The sequence below is a fragment of the Novosphingobium flavum genome, assembly GCF_014230315.1.
Lineage (GTDB): Bacteria > Pseudomonadota > Alphaproteobacteria > Sphingomonadales > Sphingomonadaceae > Novosphingobium > Novosphingobium flavum.
This window is the reverse complement of sequence record NZ_JACLAW010000012.1, coordinates 130,196-146,808: the sequence shown is the minus strand read 5'-3', so window position 1 is coordinate 146,808 and position 16,613 is coordinate 130,196. Positions and strand designations below refer to the sequence as shown.

The following is a 16,613-nucleotide window of genomic DNA, read 5'->3' as shown; positions in this document are numbered from 1 at the left end:
CGGCGGCGGACGGGGCGGCCCGGGACGCGGCTTCGGCCGTGACCCGGCCGACGATCTTGCCGGCGGACGCGGACGGCACGGCCGGCGCGGTGGCCCCGGCGGCGGCGCGGGCGGCGGCGGCATGCGCCGCGGACGGCTGTTCGGCCGTGAGGAACTGCGCCTGATGGTGCTCTCCCTCCTCGCCGAAGGGCCGCAGCACGGCTACCAGCTGATGCGCGCCTTCGAGGAGCGGAGCGGCGGCGGCTATGTGCCCAGCCCCGGTGTGCTTTACCCGCTCCTCGCCATGCTGGAGGAAATGGGCCTGATCGAGACCGCCCCGGCGGACGACGGCAAGCGCCGGCAGTCCAGCCTGAGCGAGGCCGGGCAGGCCGAGCTGGTCACCGGCAAGGCCCTTGCCGATGCCGCCTTCGCCCGGCTGAGCGCCCTCGCCTCGGCCGCCGCGCGGACCGACGCGGCCCCGGTGCGCCGGGCCATGACCAACCTCAAGACCGCACTGGGCGACCGGCTCGGCCGCGACGGGACCGACAGCGAGACCATCTTCGCCATCGCCGCCCTGATCGACGAGGCCGCCCAGAAGATCGAGCGGCTCTAGAGCGAAAGGCTGTGACGATGACCACCCTGACCACCACGGCCCACGTGCCGACCGCCCATGCCAGCCGCTATCTCCAGCAGCTGTGCAAGCACTGGGCCCACAACCTCGCGGTGGAGTTCACCCCCGAGCATGGCACGGTGGTCTTCCCGCGCGACGGGCGCGGCGCCAACCATCCCGGTGATGCCCTCGCCACGCTCGACGCCGGCGCCGAAGCGCTGACCGTGCGGATCGACGCCACGTCCGATGCCCAGCTCGAAGGGCTCAAGGGCGCGCTCGCCCGCCACCTCGATCGCTTCGCCTTCCGCGAAGCCCCGCTGGCGTTCGACTGGCAATAGTCCTCGCCCGAAGGCAGGAACCCCGAAGGGCCCGGAGCCAGCGCTCCGGGCCCTTCGCCCTGTTCGGGGCAGGCCAGATAGGTCCATATCGGCTTGAACTGCCCGGCCGCCGCCCTGCACCCATGTTAGCTTCGCCGCGTGTTTGATCCGGCACGCGCCGCATGGCCCGCGCCCGCTGCCTCAGGGTGCGTCGAAAATGAAACCTTCCCCGCAGGGCGTCGCCCGCTCCGGCGAACTGGCCGCGGCCCTGCCCGGCGGCCCCCAGGTCATCGGCCTCGTCGTGGGGATGAGCGCGGTGCTCAACGCGCTCCTGCTTTCCGGCTCGATCTTCATGCTGATGGTCTATGACGAGGTTCTGCCGAGCCACTCGGTCCCCAGCCTGATCGGCCTCGTTGCCCTGCTCCTCGCAGCCTACGCATTCCAGGCGGGGCTGGAGCATCTGCGCCAGCGCCTCTGCGCCACGGCGGGCGATGTGGCTGATCGCCGCCTGTCGGCGCGGGCCCTGTCCCTGACGCTCGATGCGCAGCTGGCCGGCGCGGGGGATGCCAGCCAGCCGCTGCGCGATCTCGATGCCCTGCGCCAGTTCCTCGCCGGGCCCGGGCCGATGGCCCTGCTTGATCTGCCGTGGATGGTGCTGTTCCTCGGCGTGCTTTTCGCGTTCCACTGGGTGCTCGGGCTGGTCTGCCTCGTCGGGGCCGCGATCCTCGTCGCCCTCACCCTGGCGGGTGACCGGTTGACCGCCCGGCAGGTCGGGGCCGCAGGCCGCCATGCGGCCGCGCGGATCGCCTTCGTCGAAGCCGGCCGCCGCAATGCCGAAGTGATCCGCGCCCTCGGCATGACCGGCAGCACGCTCCGCCGCTGGGAGGGTCTCGCCGCGATGGAGGGGGTGAGCGAGCGCGCCGCCGCCGAGCGGCTGGCCGCCCTACGGACCTTCTCGCGCACCTTCCGCCTGCTGCTGCAATCGCTGATCCTCGCCGCCGGCGCGGCGCTGGTGATCGGCGGCGAGGCGACCGGCGGGGTCATCGTCGCCAGCTCGATCCTGTCGTCGCGCGCGCTGGCCCCGATCGACCATGCCATCGCCAACTGGCGCGGCCTCATCGCCGCGCGGCAGGCGTGGAGCCGGCTGGCCCAGCGCCTCGCCGAAAGCCCGCCCCCCGCAGCGCGCACACCCCTGCCCCGGCCAGAGCGGGAACTGGCGGTGGAAAGGCTGGCGGCCACCGCGCCGGGCGGACAGCCCGTGCTGCTGCGCGAGGTGAGCTTTCGCCTCGCCGCCGGGGAGGCTCTGGGCGTGGTCGGCACCAGCGGGTCGGGCAAAAGCTCGCTCGCCCGCGCGCTGGTCGGGCTCGTCCCGCCGGCCGGCGGCGCGGTGCGCCTCGACGGGGCTGCGCTCGACCAGTGGGAGGTGGACGCGGCCGGCGCCTTCATCGGCTACCTGCCGCAGGACATCGAGCTGCTGGAGGGCACGATCGCCCAGAACATTGCCCGCTTCGCCGAGGATGCTCAGGGCCACGAGGTGATTGCCGCCGCGCGCGCCGCCGGGGTCCACGATCTCGTCGTGCGCATGCCCGCCGGCTACGACACCGTGATCGGTCCGGCCGGGCGCAACCTTTCCGCCGGGCAGCGCCAGCGCATTGCGCTCGCCCGCGCGCTGTTTCGCGATCCCTTCCTGCTCGTGCTGGACGAGCCCAATTCCAACCTCGACGCGCAGGGCGACCTTGCCCTGAACCGCGCCGTGGCCGGGGCGCGGGCGCGTGGCGCGATCGTGATCATCGTCGCCCATCGCCCGGGCGCGCTGGCCGGGATCGACAAGCTCCTGTGGCTTGATGCCGGCACGGTCCGCGCGCTCGGCCCGAAGGACGAGATCATGCCCCGCGCCGCGCAAAGCCCTCCGGTCACCGCCGTACCGCCCATGCCCCGCGTCGCCGGGCTGAAGGGAGCCTGACATGACCGGCATCGCCCTTGGCGCCGCCTCCAGCCCGGCAACCGCCGCGCCCGCCGATCCGGCCGCCGCCTTTGCCCGCAGCCTGCGCCGCGCCCGCTGGATGCTCGGCCTCACCTTCGCCGGCCTGATCGCCCCGCTCGCCGTGATCCCGGTGTCCGGCGCGGTCATCGCCCCGGGCGAGGTGGCGGTCGCGGGTCAGGTCAAGAAGATCGCGCACCCGCGCGGCGGGGTGATCGCGGCGATCCCGGTGAGCAACGGCACACGGGTCAGCGCCGGGCAAGTGCTGATGCGGCTCGACAGCAATGTCTCGGCGGCCGGCGCGGCGATGACCGCGGAATCGATCGACCAGCTGCTCGCCCGGCAAGCCCGCCTGCGCGCGGAGCGGGACGGCCTCGGCACGATCACCTTTCCGGCCGAACTCGCCGCCCGCGCCGCCCAGCCGCAGGTGGCCGCAATCATGGCGGGCGAGCGCCGCCTCTTCACGCTCGGCCGCGCCGCCCTTGCCGGTCAGCGGGCCGCGCTCGCCGCCCAGATCGAGCAAGCCGGCAAGGCGGCCGGCTCCTATCGGGTCCAGGGCGGGGTCTATCGCCAGCAGGCCGCCCTGATCGCCGAGGAACGCGCCGCCAACGACAAGCTCTGGGAAAAGCGCTTCACCACGCTCCAGCGCCGCAACGAGCTGGCCCGCGCCGCAGTAGGCCTGAACGGCAACGCCGCCGCGGCCGAGGCCCAGGCCGCGAGCCAGGTCTCGCGCGCGGCCGAACTGCGCGAGCAGATGTTCGTGCTGGATCAGGATGCCCGCCGCCAGGCCGGCACCGATCTCGCGCTGGTCGAACAGAAATTGCTCGACCAGCGGCAGGCCAACATCACGGCGCAGGATGCCAATGAGCGCAACCTGATCCGCGCGCCCTATGGCGGCGTGGTGGACAAGCTGGCCTTCACCACGCTCGGCGGCGTCGTCCCGGCGGGCGAGACAATCTTGGAAATCGTGCCGGACCGCGACCCCCTCGTCATCGCCGCCCGGATCAGCCCCGCCGATATCGACGAGGTTACGGCCGGGCAGGACGTCACGGTCCGCTTTTCCGCCTTCCGCGCCGGCACCACGCCCGAGATCAAGGGCCGCCTCACCCGGATTGCGGCCGACCGGACGGTCGATCCCCAGCGCGGCGCGGTGTACTACACCGCCGAAATCAGCCTCGCCCCGCAAGACCTCGCCCCCCTCGGCCCGCTTAGGCTCCGCGCCGGGATGCCCGCCGAAAGCTTCATCCGCACCGGCTCGCGCAGCCTGCTGTCCTATCTGTTCAAGCCGCTGGCCGACCAGTTCGCGCGAGCCTTCCGCTAGTCGGCTCGATTGCCTTCCGGCGCGAAGGACTGTCTGCCGTCAGGGGGCGGACCATGGGGGCGCATGGCGGGAGTGTCGGCTTGCTGCCATTCTCGTCATCCCGGACTTGATCCGGGATCCCGCTTTTTTCTCACCACCGTCGCTGAAGGCAGCGGGGCCCCGGATCAAGTCCGGGGCGACGGCTATCGAGGACGCAACGGCAGCGCGCAAATGTCAGGAAAGTCGGGCTAGCTGTCACCCCGATGGCGATCAAAGAATCGATTGACCGCCAATCGCGTTGCAAAACCAACTGCGCCAGCGATGGCGATGGACGGCAGCATCAACGACCAAATGATACCGTGTTTGCATGGAATGTCCGGCGCACAGTCGCCTAGGGAACTCACGAGAATGGCAAAGCTCATAAGGGGCACGCCAATGAAAGCTGCAATCAAGCAGCCACATAGCCCGCCGCGCGTGGTGCTAGGCTTGTACCCCTCACCGTTCATTCCGCCACAGTATGGCGAGGCTGCAATGTCCGCAATGTTGGCGTGTCCGGAATGACCGCTATCAGCAGGAATAGCGAGGACAACCGCCCTCGACCCCGATCGCAGCATTTGTGCCACACCGAGAATGGCGCTGCTTTCCTACATCGACCGCGCCTGTCATTCTCCCGCCGCGCGCCTTCATCCGCGCTCTTTGAACTGTTGGAAAATCGCGCCCGGTTGGAGAAGTGTCACCCATGCACCGATCCGGCAAACACCTGATGCCCCGCGATAATCCGCCGGACAAGCGGCCGAACAGGGTTACACTCGTGTCACCCTCTCGGGCGAAAACGGCGGCGCGGCGAAAGCAGCGCCCGAATGCGTTCTCGGGCCTTGTCCGCGCCTACGCCGGGCCCCGCTGCCAAACCTGAACGGCGCGGCAACCCTTTTTCCGTGACTCACCGCAGCCGCGCCCTCACCCAATCGTGACCGGCGTCCCTCTAGCCCTCCTCCCCAGCAAGATTTCCGAGCAGGGGAGCGTTCATGTTTCGGGGCACTATTTCCACGCGGTTGTTCCTGGCCTTTGGCCTGTTGCTGGTAGCCATGGCCGGACTGGGCGGCTTTGCCCTGGTCAAGATCGGCCAGGTCAACGGCCTGTCAGCCGAACTGCGCACGCGCTGGCTTCCGGCGTCGCAGTCGCTGGGAGACATACACACCTACCTTTCCCAGTACCGCATGAAGGAAGAAGATTACCTGCGGGCCGCGACCCCCGCGGTGCAGGAGCGCTCGGCCAAGCTGGTGCGCAATGCCCACAAGGTGATCGAGGATTCGATCACCGACTATGCCAAGACGCTGTCCGATCCGGCCCAGAAGAAGGCGTTCGATGCCTTCCGCCAGAGCTGGGAGGCCTATGCCGGCCATTCGCAGACCATCCTCGCCGAGCCGGACCGGGGCGCGGCCATGGCCACGTTCGAGGGCGAATCGCTCGACGCGTTCTATGCGGTCGAGGACAATGTCCTGACCCTGATCGATCTCAACGAAAAGGGCGCCGGCGCGGTCGCCGCGCAGGGTGATCGCATCTTCGCCTCGGCCCGGACGGTGACCATCGCCGCGGTCTGCGCCGCCCTGATCCTGGCCGTGGCCCTGCTGTTCCTGCTGATCAAGACCGTCGCCCGTCCGATGCGCCAGATGAGCGATGCGGTCAGCCGGCTGGTGGGCGGCGACCTCGAGGTGGCGATCCCGGGCATGGAGCGCACCGACGAAGTGGGCAACCTCGCCCGCGCGATCGACGGGTTCAAGGCCCTGTTCGCGTCCGACCACCGCCGCGCCCTGGCCGAGCAGGAACGGGCGCGCGACGTCCAGGTCACGATCGACGCGATCGGCGGTGGCCTTTCGGCCCTGGCCGAGGGCAACCTGCTGCACCGCGTACCCGACGGCAGCGGCGCGCTGGGCAAGCTCCATGCCGATTTCAACCTCGCCGTGGCCAGCCTTGCCGACGTACTCGGCACGATCGTGGGCGGCTGCGAATCGATCCGCGTCGGCACCGACGAGATCGCCGCCGCCTCGACCGACCTGTCGCGCCGGACCGAGCACCAGGCCGCCTCGCTGGCCGAGACCAGCCGCACGCTCGGCGAATTCAGCGGCGTGGTGAAGATCACCGCCGACAATGCCCGCCAGACCTCGGGCCGCCTCACCGTGGCGCGGGAGACGGCCAACCGGATCGAGGAAGTCTCGCGCCAGGCGGCCGTCGCCATGCGCAATATCGAGGGCTCCTCTCGCCAGATGGCCGAGATCGTTAACCTGATCGACGGGATCGCCTTCCAGACCAACCTGCTGGCGCTCAACGCCGGGGTCGAGGCGGCGCGCGCCGGCGAGGCGGGCAAGGGCTTCGCCGTCGTCGCCAACGAGGTCCGCGCGCTGGCCCAGCGTTCGGCCGATGCGGCGCGCGACATCCGCGAACTGATCGGCACCTCCACCTCGCAGGTGGCAAGCGGGGTCAGCCTGGTCGAATCGAGCGGCGAGGCCCTGCGCCAGATCGCCAACGAGGTCGCCGCCGTGGCCGGACTGGTCGACGAGATCGCCGAGGCCGCGGGCAAGCAGGCCAGCGGGATTGGCGAAATCAGCGGCATGGTCTCGGCGATGGACGAGTTCACCCAGCAGAACGCGGCCATGGTCGAGGAGAGCACGGCCGGAACCCGCAACCTGTCGGAACAGACCATCCAGCTGGTCGAGCGGCTCGGCCGGTTCCGGCTCGAGGCCAAGGCGGCGATGAAGATCCCCGCGCGCAGTCCCGTCAGCGCGGCAACAAGGTTGCCGGCAGCTCCGGCGCGCGCCGCCGCCGCGCCCGCGTTCCACGGCAATGCCGCGGTTCAATACGAAGATACGGACTGGAGCGAGTTCTGATCCGTATAAACGCGGATCATGCGATCACCGTTCACGAACCGTGATCCTGAACCACAATTTAGTCAGCCGAAAATATCAGTAATCACACCATATAGAAAAGAGGGGCAATTCGGATGTTCAAGACCAAGACCAGTATCGTTCTCCTTTCCATCGCGGCTTCCTTGCTGGGAACTTCGCCGGCTCTGGCCCAGGCCGCCGGCTGGACCCAGCAGGTCGCAAGGATCGTGGCCAGCAAGCAGACCTATCCGCGCACGGCCCAGATGCGCGGCGAGGAGGGCACGGCCAAGGTCAAGATCTACGTCAATGCCGGCGGTGCGATCGAGCGGGCCGAACTGGTCGCCGCCTCGGGCTCGGCCACGCTCGACAAGGAAGCCCTGTCGCTGCCGACCAAGGTTGGCGCCCTGCCTGCCCCTCCGGGCGGCGCGACCAGCGTGACCCTGCCGATCACCTGGCGCCTCAACTGAACTCGGGTCCTCGGGCCCGGTAATGCCGGGTCTCCTGACCTGCAGTCCCCGTGAAAGGGTCGGCCCTCGCGCCGGCCCTTTCTTGATTCAGGTGATCACGTTTCAGGTGATCACGGTGGGCGCGTCCATCCCGGTGAAATGCGCGATCCGGGCGAGTTGCTCGGCTGCGGCCACCAGCGGCGCCAACGCCTCTGCGGCCGGCTGGGTCAGGTTTCCGCCGGCGGGCTCACAGGCCTCGATATAGACCCGGAGCGTCGCCCCCTCGGTGCCGGTGCCGGACAGGCGGAACACCACGCGCGAGCCGCCCGCGAACAGCACCCGGATGCCCTGCCGCGCGCTGACCGAGCCATCGGTCGGGTCGGTATAGGCAAAGTCGTCCGCCGCCTCGACCGTGCCGGCCGCCGTTTGGGTGCCGGGCAAGGCGGACAGGCTTTCGCGCAGGTGGGCCATCAGGGCATCGCCAGCGGGGGTGGCGATGCCCTCGTAGTCGTGGCGGGCGTAGTAGTTGCGGCCGTATTGTGCCCAATGATCGGCCATGACCGCGGCCACGGACAGGCGGCGCGCGGCCAGCACGTTGAGCCAGAGCAGGACCGCCCAGATGCCGTCCTTCTCGCGCACGTGGTCGGAGCCGGTGCCAGCGCTTTCCTCGCCGCAGATCGTGGCCATTCCGGCATCGAGCAGGTTACCGAAGAATTTCCAGCCGGTCGGCGTCTCGTACAGCGGGATGCCGAGCGCGGCGGCCACCCGGTCGGCCGCGCCGCTGGTGGGCATCGAGCGAGCGATGCCCTTCAGGCCGCCGGCATAGGCCGGGGCGAGGTGGGCGTTGGCGGCAAGGACCGCGAGCGAATCCGACGGGGTGACATATTGGCCCCGACCGATGATCAGGTTGCGGTCTCCGTCTCCGTCCGAGGCGGCGCCGAAATCGGGGGCACCGGGCCCCATCATACGCTCGTAGAGGTCCCTGGCGTGGACGAGGTTGGGGTCCGGGTGGTGGTGGCCGAAATCGGGGAGCGGGGTGCCATTGACCACCGTGCCGACGGGCGCGCCGAGGCGGGTCTCGAAAATCTCGTGGGCGTAAGGCCCGGTCACGGCGCTCATCGCATCGAAGCTCAGGGTGAAGCCCGAGGCGAGCAGGGCGCGGATCGCGGGGAAATCGAACAGGCTCTCCATCAGCTCGGCGTAGTCGGCCACGGGGTCGATCACCTCGACCGCCATGGCCCCGACCTGCGTGCTGCCGAGCCGGTCGAGGTCGATGTCCGGCGCATCGATGGTGCGGTACTGGGCGATCTCCAGCGTTCGGGCGTGAATCGCCTCGGTCACGGGTTCGGGCGCGGGGCCGCCGTTCGAGACGTTGTACTTGATCCCGAAATCCTCGTTCGGCCCGCCCGGGTTGTGGCTGGCCGAAAGGACCAGCCCGCCGATCGCGCCGTATTTGCGGATCGCGTGGCTGGCCGCCGGGGTGGAGAGGATCCCGCCCTGCCCGACCAGCACCTTGGCGAAGCCGTTGGCCGCGGCCATGCGGATGGCGACCTGGATCACCTCGCGGTTGAGGTAGCGCCCGTCTCCGCCGATCACCAGGGTAGCGCCTTCATGCCCGGGCACCGCGTCGAAGACCGACTGGATGAAGCTTTCCGCATAGCCGGCCTGCTGGAACACCCGCACCTTCTTGCGCAGGCCCGAAGTGCCGGGCTTCTGGTCGGTGAAGGGCGTGGTCGGCACGGTCAGAATCGGCGCGGTCGTGATCACCTTGGCGAGGCTCCCCTGCTTGGTTTGCAAGGCAAGGCTGCGCGTTCCGTGCATTTTGTGCAACGCGAAAACGAATGCGCGGAGACGGGACGACGAATGTCCACATCCGGGCCGATTGCGGGCACAAGACGGCTGCAACAGCGTTTTATTCGCGGCTGCAATAGCGTAGTTTGCATGGCCATGACCGACCCCCGCTACCTTGCCGGACGAATCCTGCTGGCTCTGCCGGGGATGTTCGATCCGCGCTTCGCCCGTGCCGCGATCGCCATGTGCATCCATGACGAGGACGGCGCGCTGGGCATTGCCGTGGGGCGCCTGCACGACGGGATCAGCTTCCGCGCCGTGCTGGAAGATGCCGGGATCGACCCTGGCGACATCGACGATGCCCCGGTCCACGTCGGCGGCCCGGTCGAGCCGCAACGCGGCTTCGTGCTCCACACCCCGGACTGGGGCGGGATCGGCACGATCGAGGTAAACCCGCTGTGCTCGCTCTCCTTCGCGCAGGACGTCCTGCGCGCGATCGCCGAGGGCCGCGGCCCCTCGCGCTGGCTCTTTGCCCTCGGCTATGCCGGATGGGGCCAGGGCCAACTGGAGGAGGAAATGCACCACCACGGCTGGCACGCCGCCACGGCGCACCCGGAAATCCTGTTCAACACCCCGGTGGAGAAGCGCTGGGCCCGGACCTGGCAGGCCGAAGGGATCGACCCGGCCCTGCTGGCGAGCCAGACGGGACACGCTTAGGTTTGGTGCGCCCCCTGCATCCGCAGGGGGCTTGCTGCACCGGCCCGCTCCCCCGGCGAGGCCACCCAGATCATGCCCGAGGCGGTTGGCCCGGGGGAGCGGCCCGGCGCCGAAACGCGGTGCGAGAATGCCCGCCGGGTGACACGAGTGTAACCCTGCTTCGGCGCGGGCTGCTTCTATTTCAATGCCTTGCGCCAGAGTGCATGGGTGACACTTGTCCTACACGGCGCGGCGGCTTCACTTGTCAAAGAACGTGGCGAGTGTCGCAGGATCGGCGCATGTAGGAAAGCGAAAGGGGCGGCGGGCCGGTGCCGCAAGCCCTTGGCGGATGCCGAGGGCGCACCTAACATGGCCCCCATGAGTGAACAGACGGCCCGGATCGACCGCGACTTTGCCCGCAATGTCGACTGGAACCTGCTCAAGGTCTTCCTCGAGATCGTCCGTTCGGGCGGGATCGGTGCAGCCGCCCGCACGCTCAACAAGCAGCAGCCTTCGGTCAGCGCCGCGCTCAAGCGACTGGAGGACCAGCTCGGCGCGCGGCTGTTCGACCGTTCGACCAGCGGGGTGCGGATCACCCCGGCGGGCCGCGCATTGCACGCGCTGTGCGAGGAGATGTTCGAGCACGTGCGCATGGCCCAGCACCAGGTGGCGCAGGCGACCAAGCGGGTTGGCGGCATGGTGCGCATCCAGCTGATCAGCTCGATCGTCTGCCCCGAGTTCGATGCCGCCATCGCCTCGTTTCACGCCCGCCACCCCGGCATCGCGATGGAGCTGCGCGTTTCGGCATGGCGCGGGGTGCTGGAGGCGCTGGGCGGCGGCGAGGTGGAAGTGGGGATCGGCTACGAAGGCTCGGCCGGGCCGGAGCTGGTCTATGAGCCGCTGTTCGTCGAGACCCAGCAATTGTTCTGCGCGCGCGGTCACCCACTCTATGGCCGCAAGATCGCGCGGCTGGAGGACCTGCGCCGCGAAGGCTTCGTCCTGACCGGGGCCGACGAGCCCGAGGCCGTGACCCGGCTGCGCGGACGCCATGGGCTGGGCGCCGAGCAGGCCGGGCAGGCCGAGGACGTGCACGAGGCGCTGCGGCTGGTCAGCCTGGGCGTGGGCATCGGGTTCCTGCCGGTGGGCGCGGCCGAAGGAACCGTGCGCGCGGGCAAGCTCTGGCCGCTGCTGCCGGCGCACCTCCAGCCGGCCTACGAGATCTACCTGATCTCCCGCGCCGACCCTTCGCGCGATACGGCGACCCAACTGTTTCTTGACGAGATGCGGCGGCGGCTCAGGGCGAAGCGGGTTTAGAGCAACACCCATCGTCATTGCGAGCGACCGCAGGTCGCGTGGCAATCCAGAGCCGTTGCGCGAGGCCGCCCTGGATTGCCGCGGGGCTGCGCCCCTCGCAATGACGAGGGTTTCAGATCGGGGTTGTGAGGCGCTGGGACGGCAGGAATTTCGGGATCAGTCGCTTCACTCATAGATCATGGATATGAGCTTCATCAGCATTTCGCCTCTAGTACTATGAGCAGACTCGGCTAGCTTCCTTTTGCAATGCAGCATTGGCCTGCACAAAAACGGGATCGAGCCGGCGATGACCCCAGATGCGGTGACTGTTCAGGGATTGTGGCGCAGGCTGCAGTTTTCGGTTCCCGGGCAGCCCGTCGACACGCTGACCCGGGTGGACTGGTTGCAGGGGCCGGTGCTGTTCGTCGACCTGCGCCAGCCGCCCGCCCTGACCCGGCGCATCCGCGCACGGTGCCTTGCCGAGCTGAGCCGCGAAGATGCCGCGCTGCTGGCCATGCAGGAAGGGTTTGCCGGACAGCTGCGCCGGTTTGGCGACGAGGCCGAGTGGCGCCGGGACATCGACTTCCAGCCGACCGGGCGGCGCGATCGCGGCAGGCTGGAGGCGCGCGGCGACCTGCTGGTCGAGCGCGGGATCGAGGCCGACTATATCGAACACTGGCAGCGCGAGCCGGCGGCGACGGGGGCGATCACAGGTTCGGCCCTGTTCACCCTGGCCGACGGGCGCGAGGCGGTGCTGGTGCGCCACGGCAACCGCTTCGGTTATGCGCGGGGCCGCGCGCTGCGGGTTTCGGGCGCGCTGCGCGAGCGGGTGGCGGCGGCGGCGGCCGACGAGGCGCGGGCGCTGGTCGACTGCGAGATTTCCCTGGGCACGGTGACTGCCGAGGGTTGGCGGATCGAACGCTCGACCCTGCCGTGGCGTGAAGGCGCCATGCTGCTGGAGGCCGGCGCGGCGCTGGCGGGGGCGCGGTTGCAGGTGTGCGACCTCGACCCGAAGGGCGAGCCGTTCCTGCGCGAGCTGAAGCTGGTCGAGCTGCACGGCAGCCTGCTGCCCGCCGAGGAGCCGGCGCTGCACAGCGCGGCGCGGCCGGTGGCGGCCGTGGCGGGGGCCCGGAACGGACCGTTCACGGCGGTTCCGGTGGTGGACATTTCCGCGCTGGGCAGCGGCGATGCCGGGGCCGAGGCGATGACCGTGGCGGCGCTGCGCCGGGCGGCGAGCGAGGTCGGCTTTCTCCACATCACCGGCCATGGCATCGCCCCGGCGGTGATCGCCGGGCTGCGTCATGGCGCCCAGCGGTTCTTCGCGCAGGGCACGGCGGCCAAGATGCAAAGCTATATCGGCCGCTCCGCCAACCACCGGGGCTATGTGCCCGAGGGCGAGGAAAGCTTCGGCCCGGCCGGACCCGAGGGGCGCAAGCGCGACCGCAAGGAGGCCTTCGACCTTGCGCTCGACCTTGCCGCCGAGGCTGTTCCCGCAGGCTCCCCGATGCTGGGGCCGAACCAATGGCCCGACCTGCCCGGCTTCCGCGAGGAGGTGATGGCCTACTACGGCGCGGTCTTCGCCGTGGGGCAGCGGCTGCTGCGCGGTTTTGCCCTGGCGCTGGGCCAGCGGGCCGATGCCTTCGACCACCTCGTCACTCGCCCGCCGAGCCAGCTGCGCCTGCTGCACTATCCGCACGACAGCGCCGCCGCCGACGCGCCGGGGATCGGCGCCCATACCGATTACGAGTGCTTCACCCTGCTGCTGGCCAGCGGGCCGGGGCTGGAGGTGATGAACCAGGCCGGCGCGTGGATCGATGCCCCGCCGGTGCCCGGTGCGCTGGTGGTCAACATCGGCGACATGCTGGAATACTGGTCGGGCGGGCGCTTCGTCGCCACTTCGCACCGGGTGCGCAAGGTGGCGGAGGAGCGTTACTCGTTCCCGCTGTTCTTCGCGCTAGACTATGACGTGGAACTGCGGCCGCTGGGCGCGCCCGAGGCCGAGCCGATCCGCACCGGCGAGCACCTCTTCGCCCAGACCGCGCAGACCTTCCACTATCTCAAGCAGCGCGTGGCGGCCGGCGAGATCGCCTTGCCGCAAGGAGCCCGGCCGCTGTTCTCGTTCGGGCCGGCCGCGCGCCGCGACACCCATCCGCACACCGCCACTCACCCGGCCTGATCAGGCTACCCTAGGGGGAACCGCATGACGTCTCTGGCAATCAGGAAAACCATCCAGGCAGCAGCCCTGGCGAGCATGTTGCTCGTCGCCGCCTGCGGCAAGAAGGAGGAGGCCGCCCCGGCCCCCGCCGCCGAAAAGCCCAAGACCGAGTTCAACATCGGCTGGTCGATCTATGCCGGGTGGATGCCCTGGCCCTATGCCGAGAAAAGCGGCATCCTCAAGAAATGGGCCGACAAGTACGGGATCAAGGTCAACCTGATCCAGGTGAACGACTATGTCGAGAGCGTGAACCAGTACACCGCCGGCAAGCTGGACGGCGTGGCCGTGACCAACATGGACGCGCTGACCATTCCCGCCGCCGGCGGCAAGGACACCACGGCGCTCATCATGGGCGACTATTCCAACGGCAACGACGGGATCGTGATGAAGGCCGGCAAGGCCGTGGGCGATCTCAAGGGGCAGACGATCAACCTCGTCGAGCTGTCGGTCTCGCACTATCTGCTGGCGCGGGCGCTGGAGCTGAACGGGATGAAGCTGGCCGACGTGAAGACGGTCAACACGTCTGACGCCGACATCGTCAGCGCCTTTGCGACGGCGGGCGTGAAGACCGTGGTGACCTGGAATCCTCAGTTGGCGGAAGTGAAGAAGAGCGGGACCGAGGTGTTCGACAGCTCGAAGATCCCGAACGAGATCCAGGACCTGATGTCGGTCTCGACCGAGACGCTGAAAGCCAACCCGGCGCTGGGCAAGGCGCTGGTCGGCGCCTGGTTCGAGACGCTGGCCCTGATGCAGAAGGGCGGGCCGGAGAGCGAGGCGGCGATCGCCGAGATGGCCAAGCTTTCGGGCACGGACGTTGCAACTTACAAGGCGCAGCTGAAGACCACCTTCCTCTACTACAAGCCCGCCGACGCCGTGGCCTATGTGACCGGCGCCGACATTGCCAAGCACGAGGACCTGGTGCGGCAGTTCTCGTTCTCCAAGGGCCTGTTCGGGCCGAACGCGACTTCGGTCGATGCAATCGGGATCGAACTGCCGGGCGGCAAGGTGCTGGGCGACAAGACCAACGTGAAGCTGCGGTTCGATCCGACCTATATGAAGATGGCGGCTGACGGGACGCTTTGAGCGTCAGGACTGCAAAAAGCCAAGGCCCCGGGGTAATCCCCGGGGCCTTTTTTGAGCCCGCGTTCGGCGGAGGACAGTATTCTTTATCGAGACTGTTGCATTGAAAACCGCCATTCGGGATGCGCTGACGTTGCGCTCATCGACAGATCGTCATGTTCGACTTGATCAGCATGACAAGGATCGGGGTGACCTTGGCGCGTGGCCTTCGACAGGCTCAGGCTGAGCGGGGTTTGGTGGTCGGGGCGAGAAGGCCCGCCGCTCCCGCACATACCGGCCACATGCTCGCATTCATGGGGCCATCGATAGCCGTCGCCGCGGACTTGATCCGGGGCCCCGCTGCCTTCGACGACGGTGGTGAGAGAATGCGGGATCCCGGGTCAAGCCCGGGATGACGGGAACGGGGTTATGCCTGCCCCGACCAGCTCCGGCGGCGGGCCCGCTTCCTTTGTCTTGCGGTCGAGCTTCACGTCGTAGACCGCCGTGGCGCCGTAGCGGTTGGGGGCGTGGGGGTCGTGGCGGCGTTTGTCGAAGGCGAGGACGCGGGTGCCGAGCTTGAAGGCCTCGTGGATGTCGTGGGTGACCATGACGATGGTCAGGCCGTGGTTCTTCCACAGGGCGGTGACCAGTTCGTGCATGTCGAGCCGGATGCCGGGATCGAGCGCGCCGAAGGGTTCGTCGAGGAGGAGGACGCGCGGGCGCTTGACGAGGGCCTGGGCGATGGCGAGGCGCTGCTGCATGCCGCCCGACATCTGCGCGGGATAGACGTCCATCGCGTGGCCGAGGCCGACCGCCTCGAGCATGGCGGCGGCCTCATCGCGCGCGGACTTGCGCGCGGCGCCGAACAGTTTGGCGAACAGCGGCGAGCCGGCGCATTCCATGCCGAACATCACGTTCTTGATGGCCGTGAGGTGGGGGAATACCGAATAGCGCTGGAACACCACGCCGCGATCGGGCGAGCATTCGGGCGTGAGCGGGGTGCCGTCGAGCAGGACCTCGCCCCGGCTCGGTCCTTCCTGGCCGAGGACGAGGCGCAGGAAGGTGGACTTGCCCGCGCCCGAGGGGCCGATCACCGAGACGAATTCACCCTCGGCAATATCGAGGCTGACCCGTTCGAGCACGACCTTGTCGCCATATTCGACCCAGACTTCCTTGAACGAGAGGATCGGGGTCATCTCAATGGCCCTTTCCGTGCGCCCAGGGGAAGGCCTTGCGGCTGATCGTGAGCAGGGCCCAGTCCGTCAGGATCGCTAGGCACGAGATCCATGCGACATAGGGCAGGATGATGTCCATCGAGAGATAGCGGCGGACGAGGAAGATGCGGTAGCCGAGGCCGACGTCCGACGCGATCGCCTCGGCCGAAATCAGGAAGACCCAGGCCGGGCCCATCGAGAAGCGCAGGCTGTCGATCAGGCGCGGCAGGGCTTGCGGCAGAGCGACGCGCAGGGTGAGCTGCCACGTGCTGGCGCCGAGCGTCTGCGCCTTGACGAACTGTTCGGCCGGGAGACCCGCGACATGGCTGGCCAGATCGCGGATCATGTAGGGCGCGATGCCGACCGCGATCAGCGCGATCTTCGAGGCTTCGCCAAGGCCCAGCGCAATGAACAGGATCGGCAGGACCGCGATCGGCGGGATCACCGCGATCACCGTGACCAGCGGGCCGAGCGCGGCGCGGACCAGCGGGACGACGCCGAGGGCTATGCCGATCAGGAGGGTGGAGAGCGTGGCGATGCCGACGCCCATGGCGAGGCGCCAGAGGCTGGCGGACGTATCGGCCAGCGCGGTGATGTCACCCGTGCGCGGATCGACTTCGGTGAACAGGCGCAGCGCGGCCTGACCCATGGCGAGGAAGGTCGGCAGGACCTTGTCGTGGGCATTGGCCTCGGCGCGGGCGGCGGAAAGCACCGCGTAAAGCACGAGGAGAATGATGATCGGCACGGCGCCGATCAGGAAGCGCGGCCCCCGGGCCGGCTTGATGTTGACGAGCCGCATGAGGAAGGGGCGGCCTTTCGCTGGGGTTGTT

At 69.0% G+C, this 16,613-nt stretch carries 13 protein-coding genes; 10 read left to right on the top strand and 3 right to left on the bottom strand.

Annotation, left to right across the window (positions count from 1 at the left end):
• The 6 genes from H7F51_RS15270 to H7F51_RS15245 all read left to right on the top strand — a co-directional run.
• Positions 1-592: PadR family transcriptional regulator (locus H7F51_RS15270; protein ID WP_185665169.1), on the top strand; the 592-nt coding region annotated here is incomplete at its 5' end.
• Positions 593-609: 17 nt separating this feature from the next.
• Entirely contained in the window at positions 610-927 is a 318-nt protein-coding gene (locus H7F51_RS15265; RefSeq protein ID WP_185665168.1) for a DUF2218 domain-containing protein, read from the top strand.
• Between the two features lie 196 nt (positions 928-1,123).
• Positions 1,124-2,869, top strand: coding sequence for a type I secretion system permease/ATPase (locus H7F51_RS15260; protein ID WP_185665167.1), 1,746 nt, complete (start codon positions 1,124-1,126; stop codon positions 2,867-2,869).
• A 1-nt stretch (position 2,870) separates the two neighbouring features.
• Positions 2,871-4,208, top strand: a complete 1,338-nt coding sequence (locus H7F51_RS15255; RefSeq protein WP_185665166.1) for an HlyD family type I secretion periplasmic adaptor subunit — start codon at positions 2,871-2,873, stop codon at positions 4,206-4,208.
• 1,004 nt (positions 4,209-5,212) lie between these two features.
• Positions 5,213-7,072: a methyl-accepting chemotaxis protein gene (locus H7F51_RS15250; protein ID WP_185665165.1), complete on the top strand. Its 1,860-nt coding sequence runs from the start codon at positions 5,213-5,215 to the stop codon at positions 7,070-7,072.
• Positions 7,073-7,185: 113 nt separating this feature from the next.
• Complete coding sequence (locus H7F51_RS15245; protein WP_185665164.1) at positions 7,186-7,536, top strand: energy transducer TonB family protein; 351 nt, start codon at positions 7,186-7,188, stop codon at positions 7,534-7,536.
• Between the two features lie 102 nt (positions 7,537-7,638).
• Here H7F51_RS15245 and H7F51_RS15240 read toward each other — a convergent pair whose 3' ends face one another.
• Positions 7,639-9,312 (bottom strand): alpha-D-glucose phosphate-specific phosphoglucomutase, encoded by a 1,674-nt coding sequence (locus H7F51_RS15240; protein WP_246448590.1) that lies wholly within the window; start codon positions 9,310-9,312, stop codon positions 7,639-7,641.
• A 150-nt stretch (positions 9,313-9,462) separates the two neighbouring features.
• Here H7F51_RS15240 and H7F51_RS15235 point away from each other — a divergent pair, with 150 nt between their 5' ends.
• From H7F51_RS15235 to H7F51_RS15220, 4 genes are all read left to right on the top strand, one after another.
• Positions 9,463-10,023: a YqgE/AlgH family protein gene (locus H7F51_RS15235; protein WP_185665182.1), complete on the top strand. Its 561-nt coding sequence runs from the start codon at positions 9,463-9,465 to the stop codon at positions 10,021-10,023.
• A 357-nt stretch (positions 10,024-10,380) separates the two neighbouring features.
• Entirely contained in the window at positions 10,381-11,316 is a 936-nt protein-coding gene (locus tag H7F51_RS15230) for a LysR family transcriptional regulator (protein ID WP_185665162.1), read from the top strand.
• Positions 11,317-11,602: 286 nt separating this feature from the next.
• Entirely contained in the window at positions 11,603-13,471 is a 1,869-nt protein-coding gene (locus tag H7F51_RS15225) for an isopenicillin N synthase family dioxygenase (protein ID WP_246448583.1), read from the top strand.
• A gap of 24 nt (positions 13,472-13,495) precedes the next feature.
• Positions 13,496-14,593: a putative urea ABC transporter substrate-binding protein gene (locus tag H7F51_RS15220; protein ID WP_185665161.1), complete on the top strand. Its 1,098-nt coding sequence runs from the start codon at positions 13,496-13,498 to the stop codon at positions 14,591-14,593.
• Positions 14,594-14,970: 377 nt separating this feature from the next.
• On the opposite strand, the gene H7F51_RS15215 is transcribed toward H7F51_RS15220, so the two are convergent.
• Together H7F51_RS15215 and H7F51_RS15210 are read right to left on the bottom strand one after the other, a co-directional pair.
• Positions 14,971-15,765: an ABC transporter ATP-binding protein gene (locus H7F51_RS15215; RefSeq protein ID WP_185665160.1), complete on the bottom strand. Its 795-nt coding sequence runs from the start codon at positions 15,763-15,765 to the stop codon at positions 14,971-14,973.
• A gap of 1 nt (position 15,766) precedes the next feature.
• The gene (locus H7F51_RS15210; protein WP_185665159.1) at positions 15,767-16,582 is read right to left on the bottom strand and encodes an ABC transporter permease; all 816 of its coding nucleotides are present in this window, start codon (positions 16,580-16,582) and stop codon (positions 15,767-15,769) included.
• Between the last annotated feature and the right edge of the window lie 31 nt (positions 16,583-16,613).

Coding starts and splice junctions, on each gene's coding strand:
- H7F51_RS15265 (WP_185665168.1), top strand. CDS start 610: ATGACCACCCTGACCACCACGGCCCACGTGCCGACCGCCCATGCCAGC.
- H7F51_RS15260 (WP_185665167.1), top strand. CDS start 1,124: ATGAAACCTTCCCCGCAGGGCGTCGCCCGCTCCGGCGAACTGGCCGCG.
- H7F51_RS15255 (WP_185665166.1), top strand. CDS start 2,871: ATGACCGGCATCGCCCTTGGCGCCGCCTCCAGCCCGGCAACCGCCGCG.
- H7F51_RS15250 (WP_185665165.1), top strand. CDS start 5,213: ATGTTTCGGGGCACTATTTCCACGCGGTTGTTCCTGGCCTTTGGCCTG.
- H7F51_RS15245 (WP_185665164.1), top strand. CDS start 7,186: ATGTTCAAGACCAAGACCAGTATCGTTCTCCTTTCCATCGCGGCTTCC.
- H7F51_RS15235 (WP_185665182.1), top strand. CDS start 9,463: ATGACCGACCCCCGCTACCTTGCCGGACGAATCCTGCTGGCTCTGCCG.
- H7F51_RS15230 (WP_185665162.1), top strand. CDS start 10,381: ATGAGTGAACAGACGGCCCGGATCGACCGCGACTTTGCCCGCAATGTC.
- H7F51_RS15225 (WP_246448583.1), top strand. CDS start 11,603: ATGACCCCAGATGCGGTGACTGTTCAGGGATTGTGGCGCAGGCTGCAG.
- H7F51_RS15220 (WP_185665161.1), top strand. CDS start 13,496: ATGACGTCTCTGGCAATCAGGAAAACCATCCAGGCAGCAGCCCTGGCG.
- H7F51_RS15215 (WP_185665160.1), bottom strand. CDS start 15,765: ATGACCCCGATCCTCTCGTTCAAGGAAGTCTGGGTCGAATATGGCGAC.
- H7F51_RS15210 (WP_185665159.1), bottom strand. CDS start 16,582: ATGCGGCTCGTCAACATCAAGCCGGCCCGGGGGCCGCGCTTCCTGATC.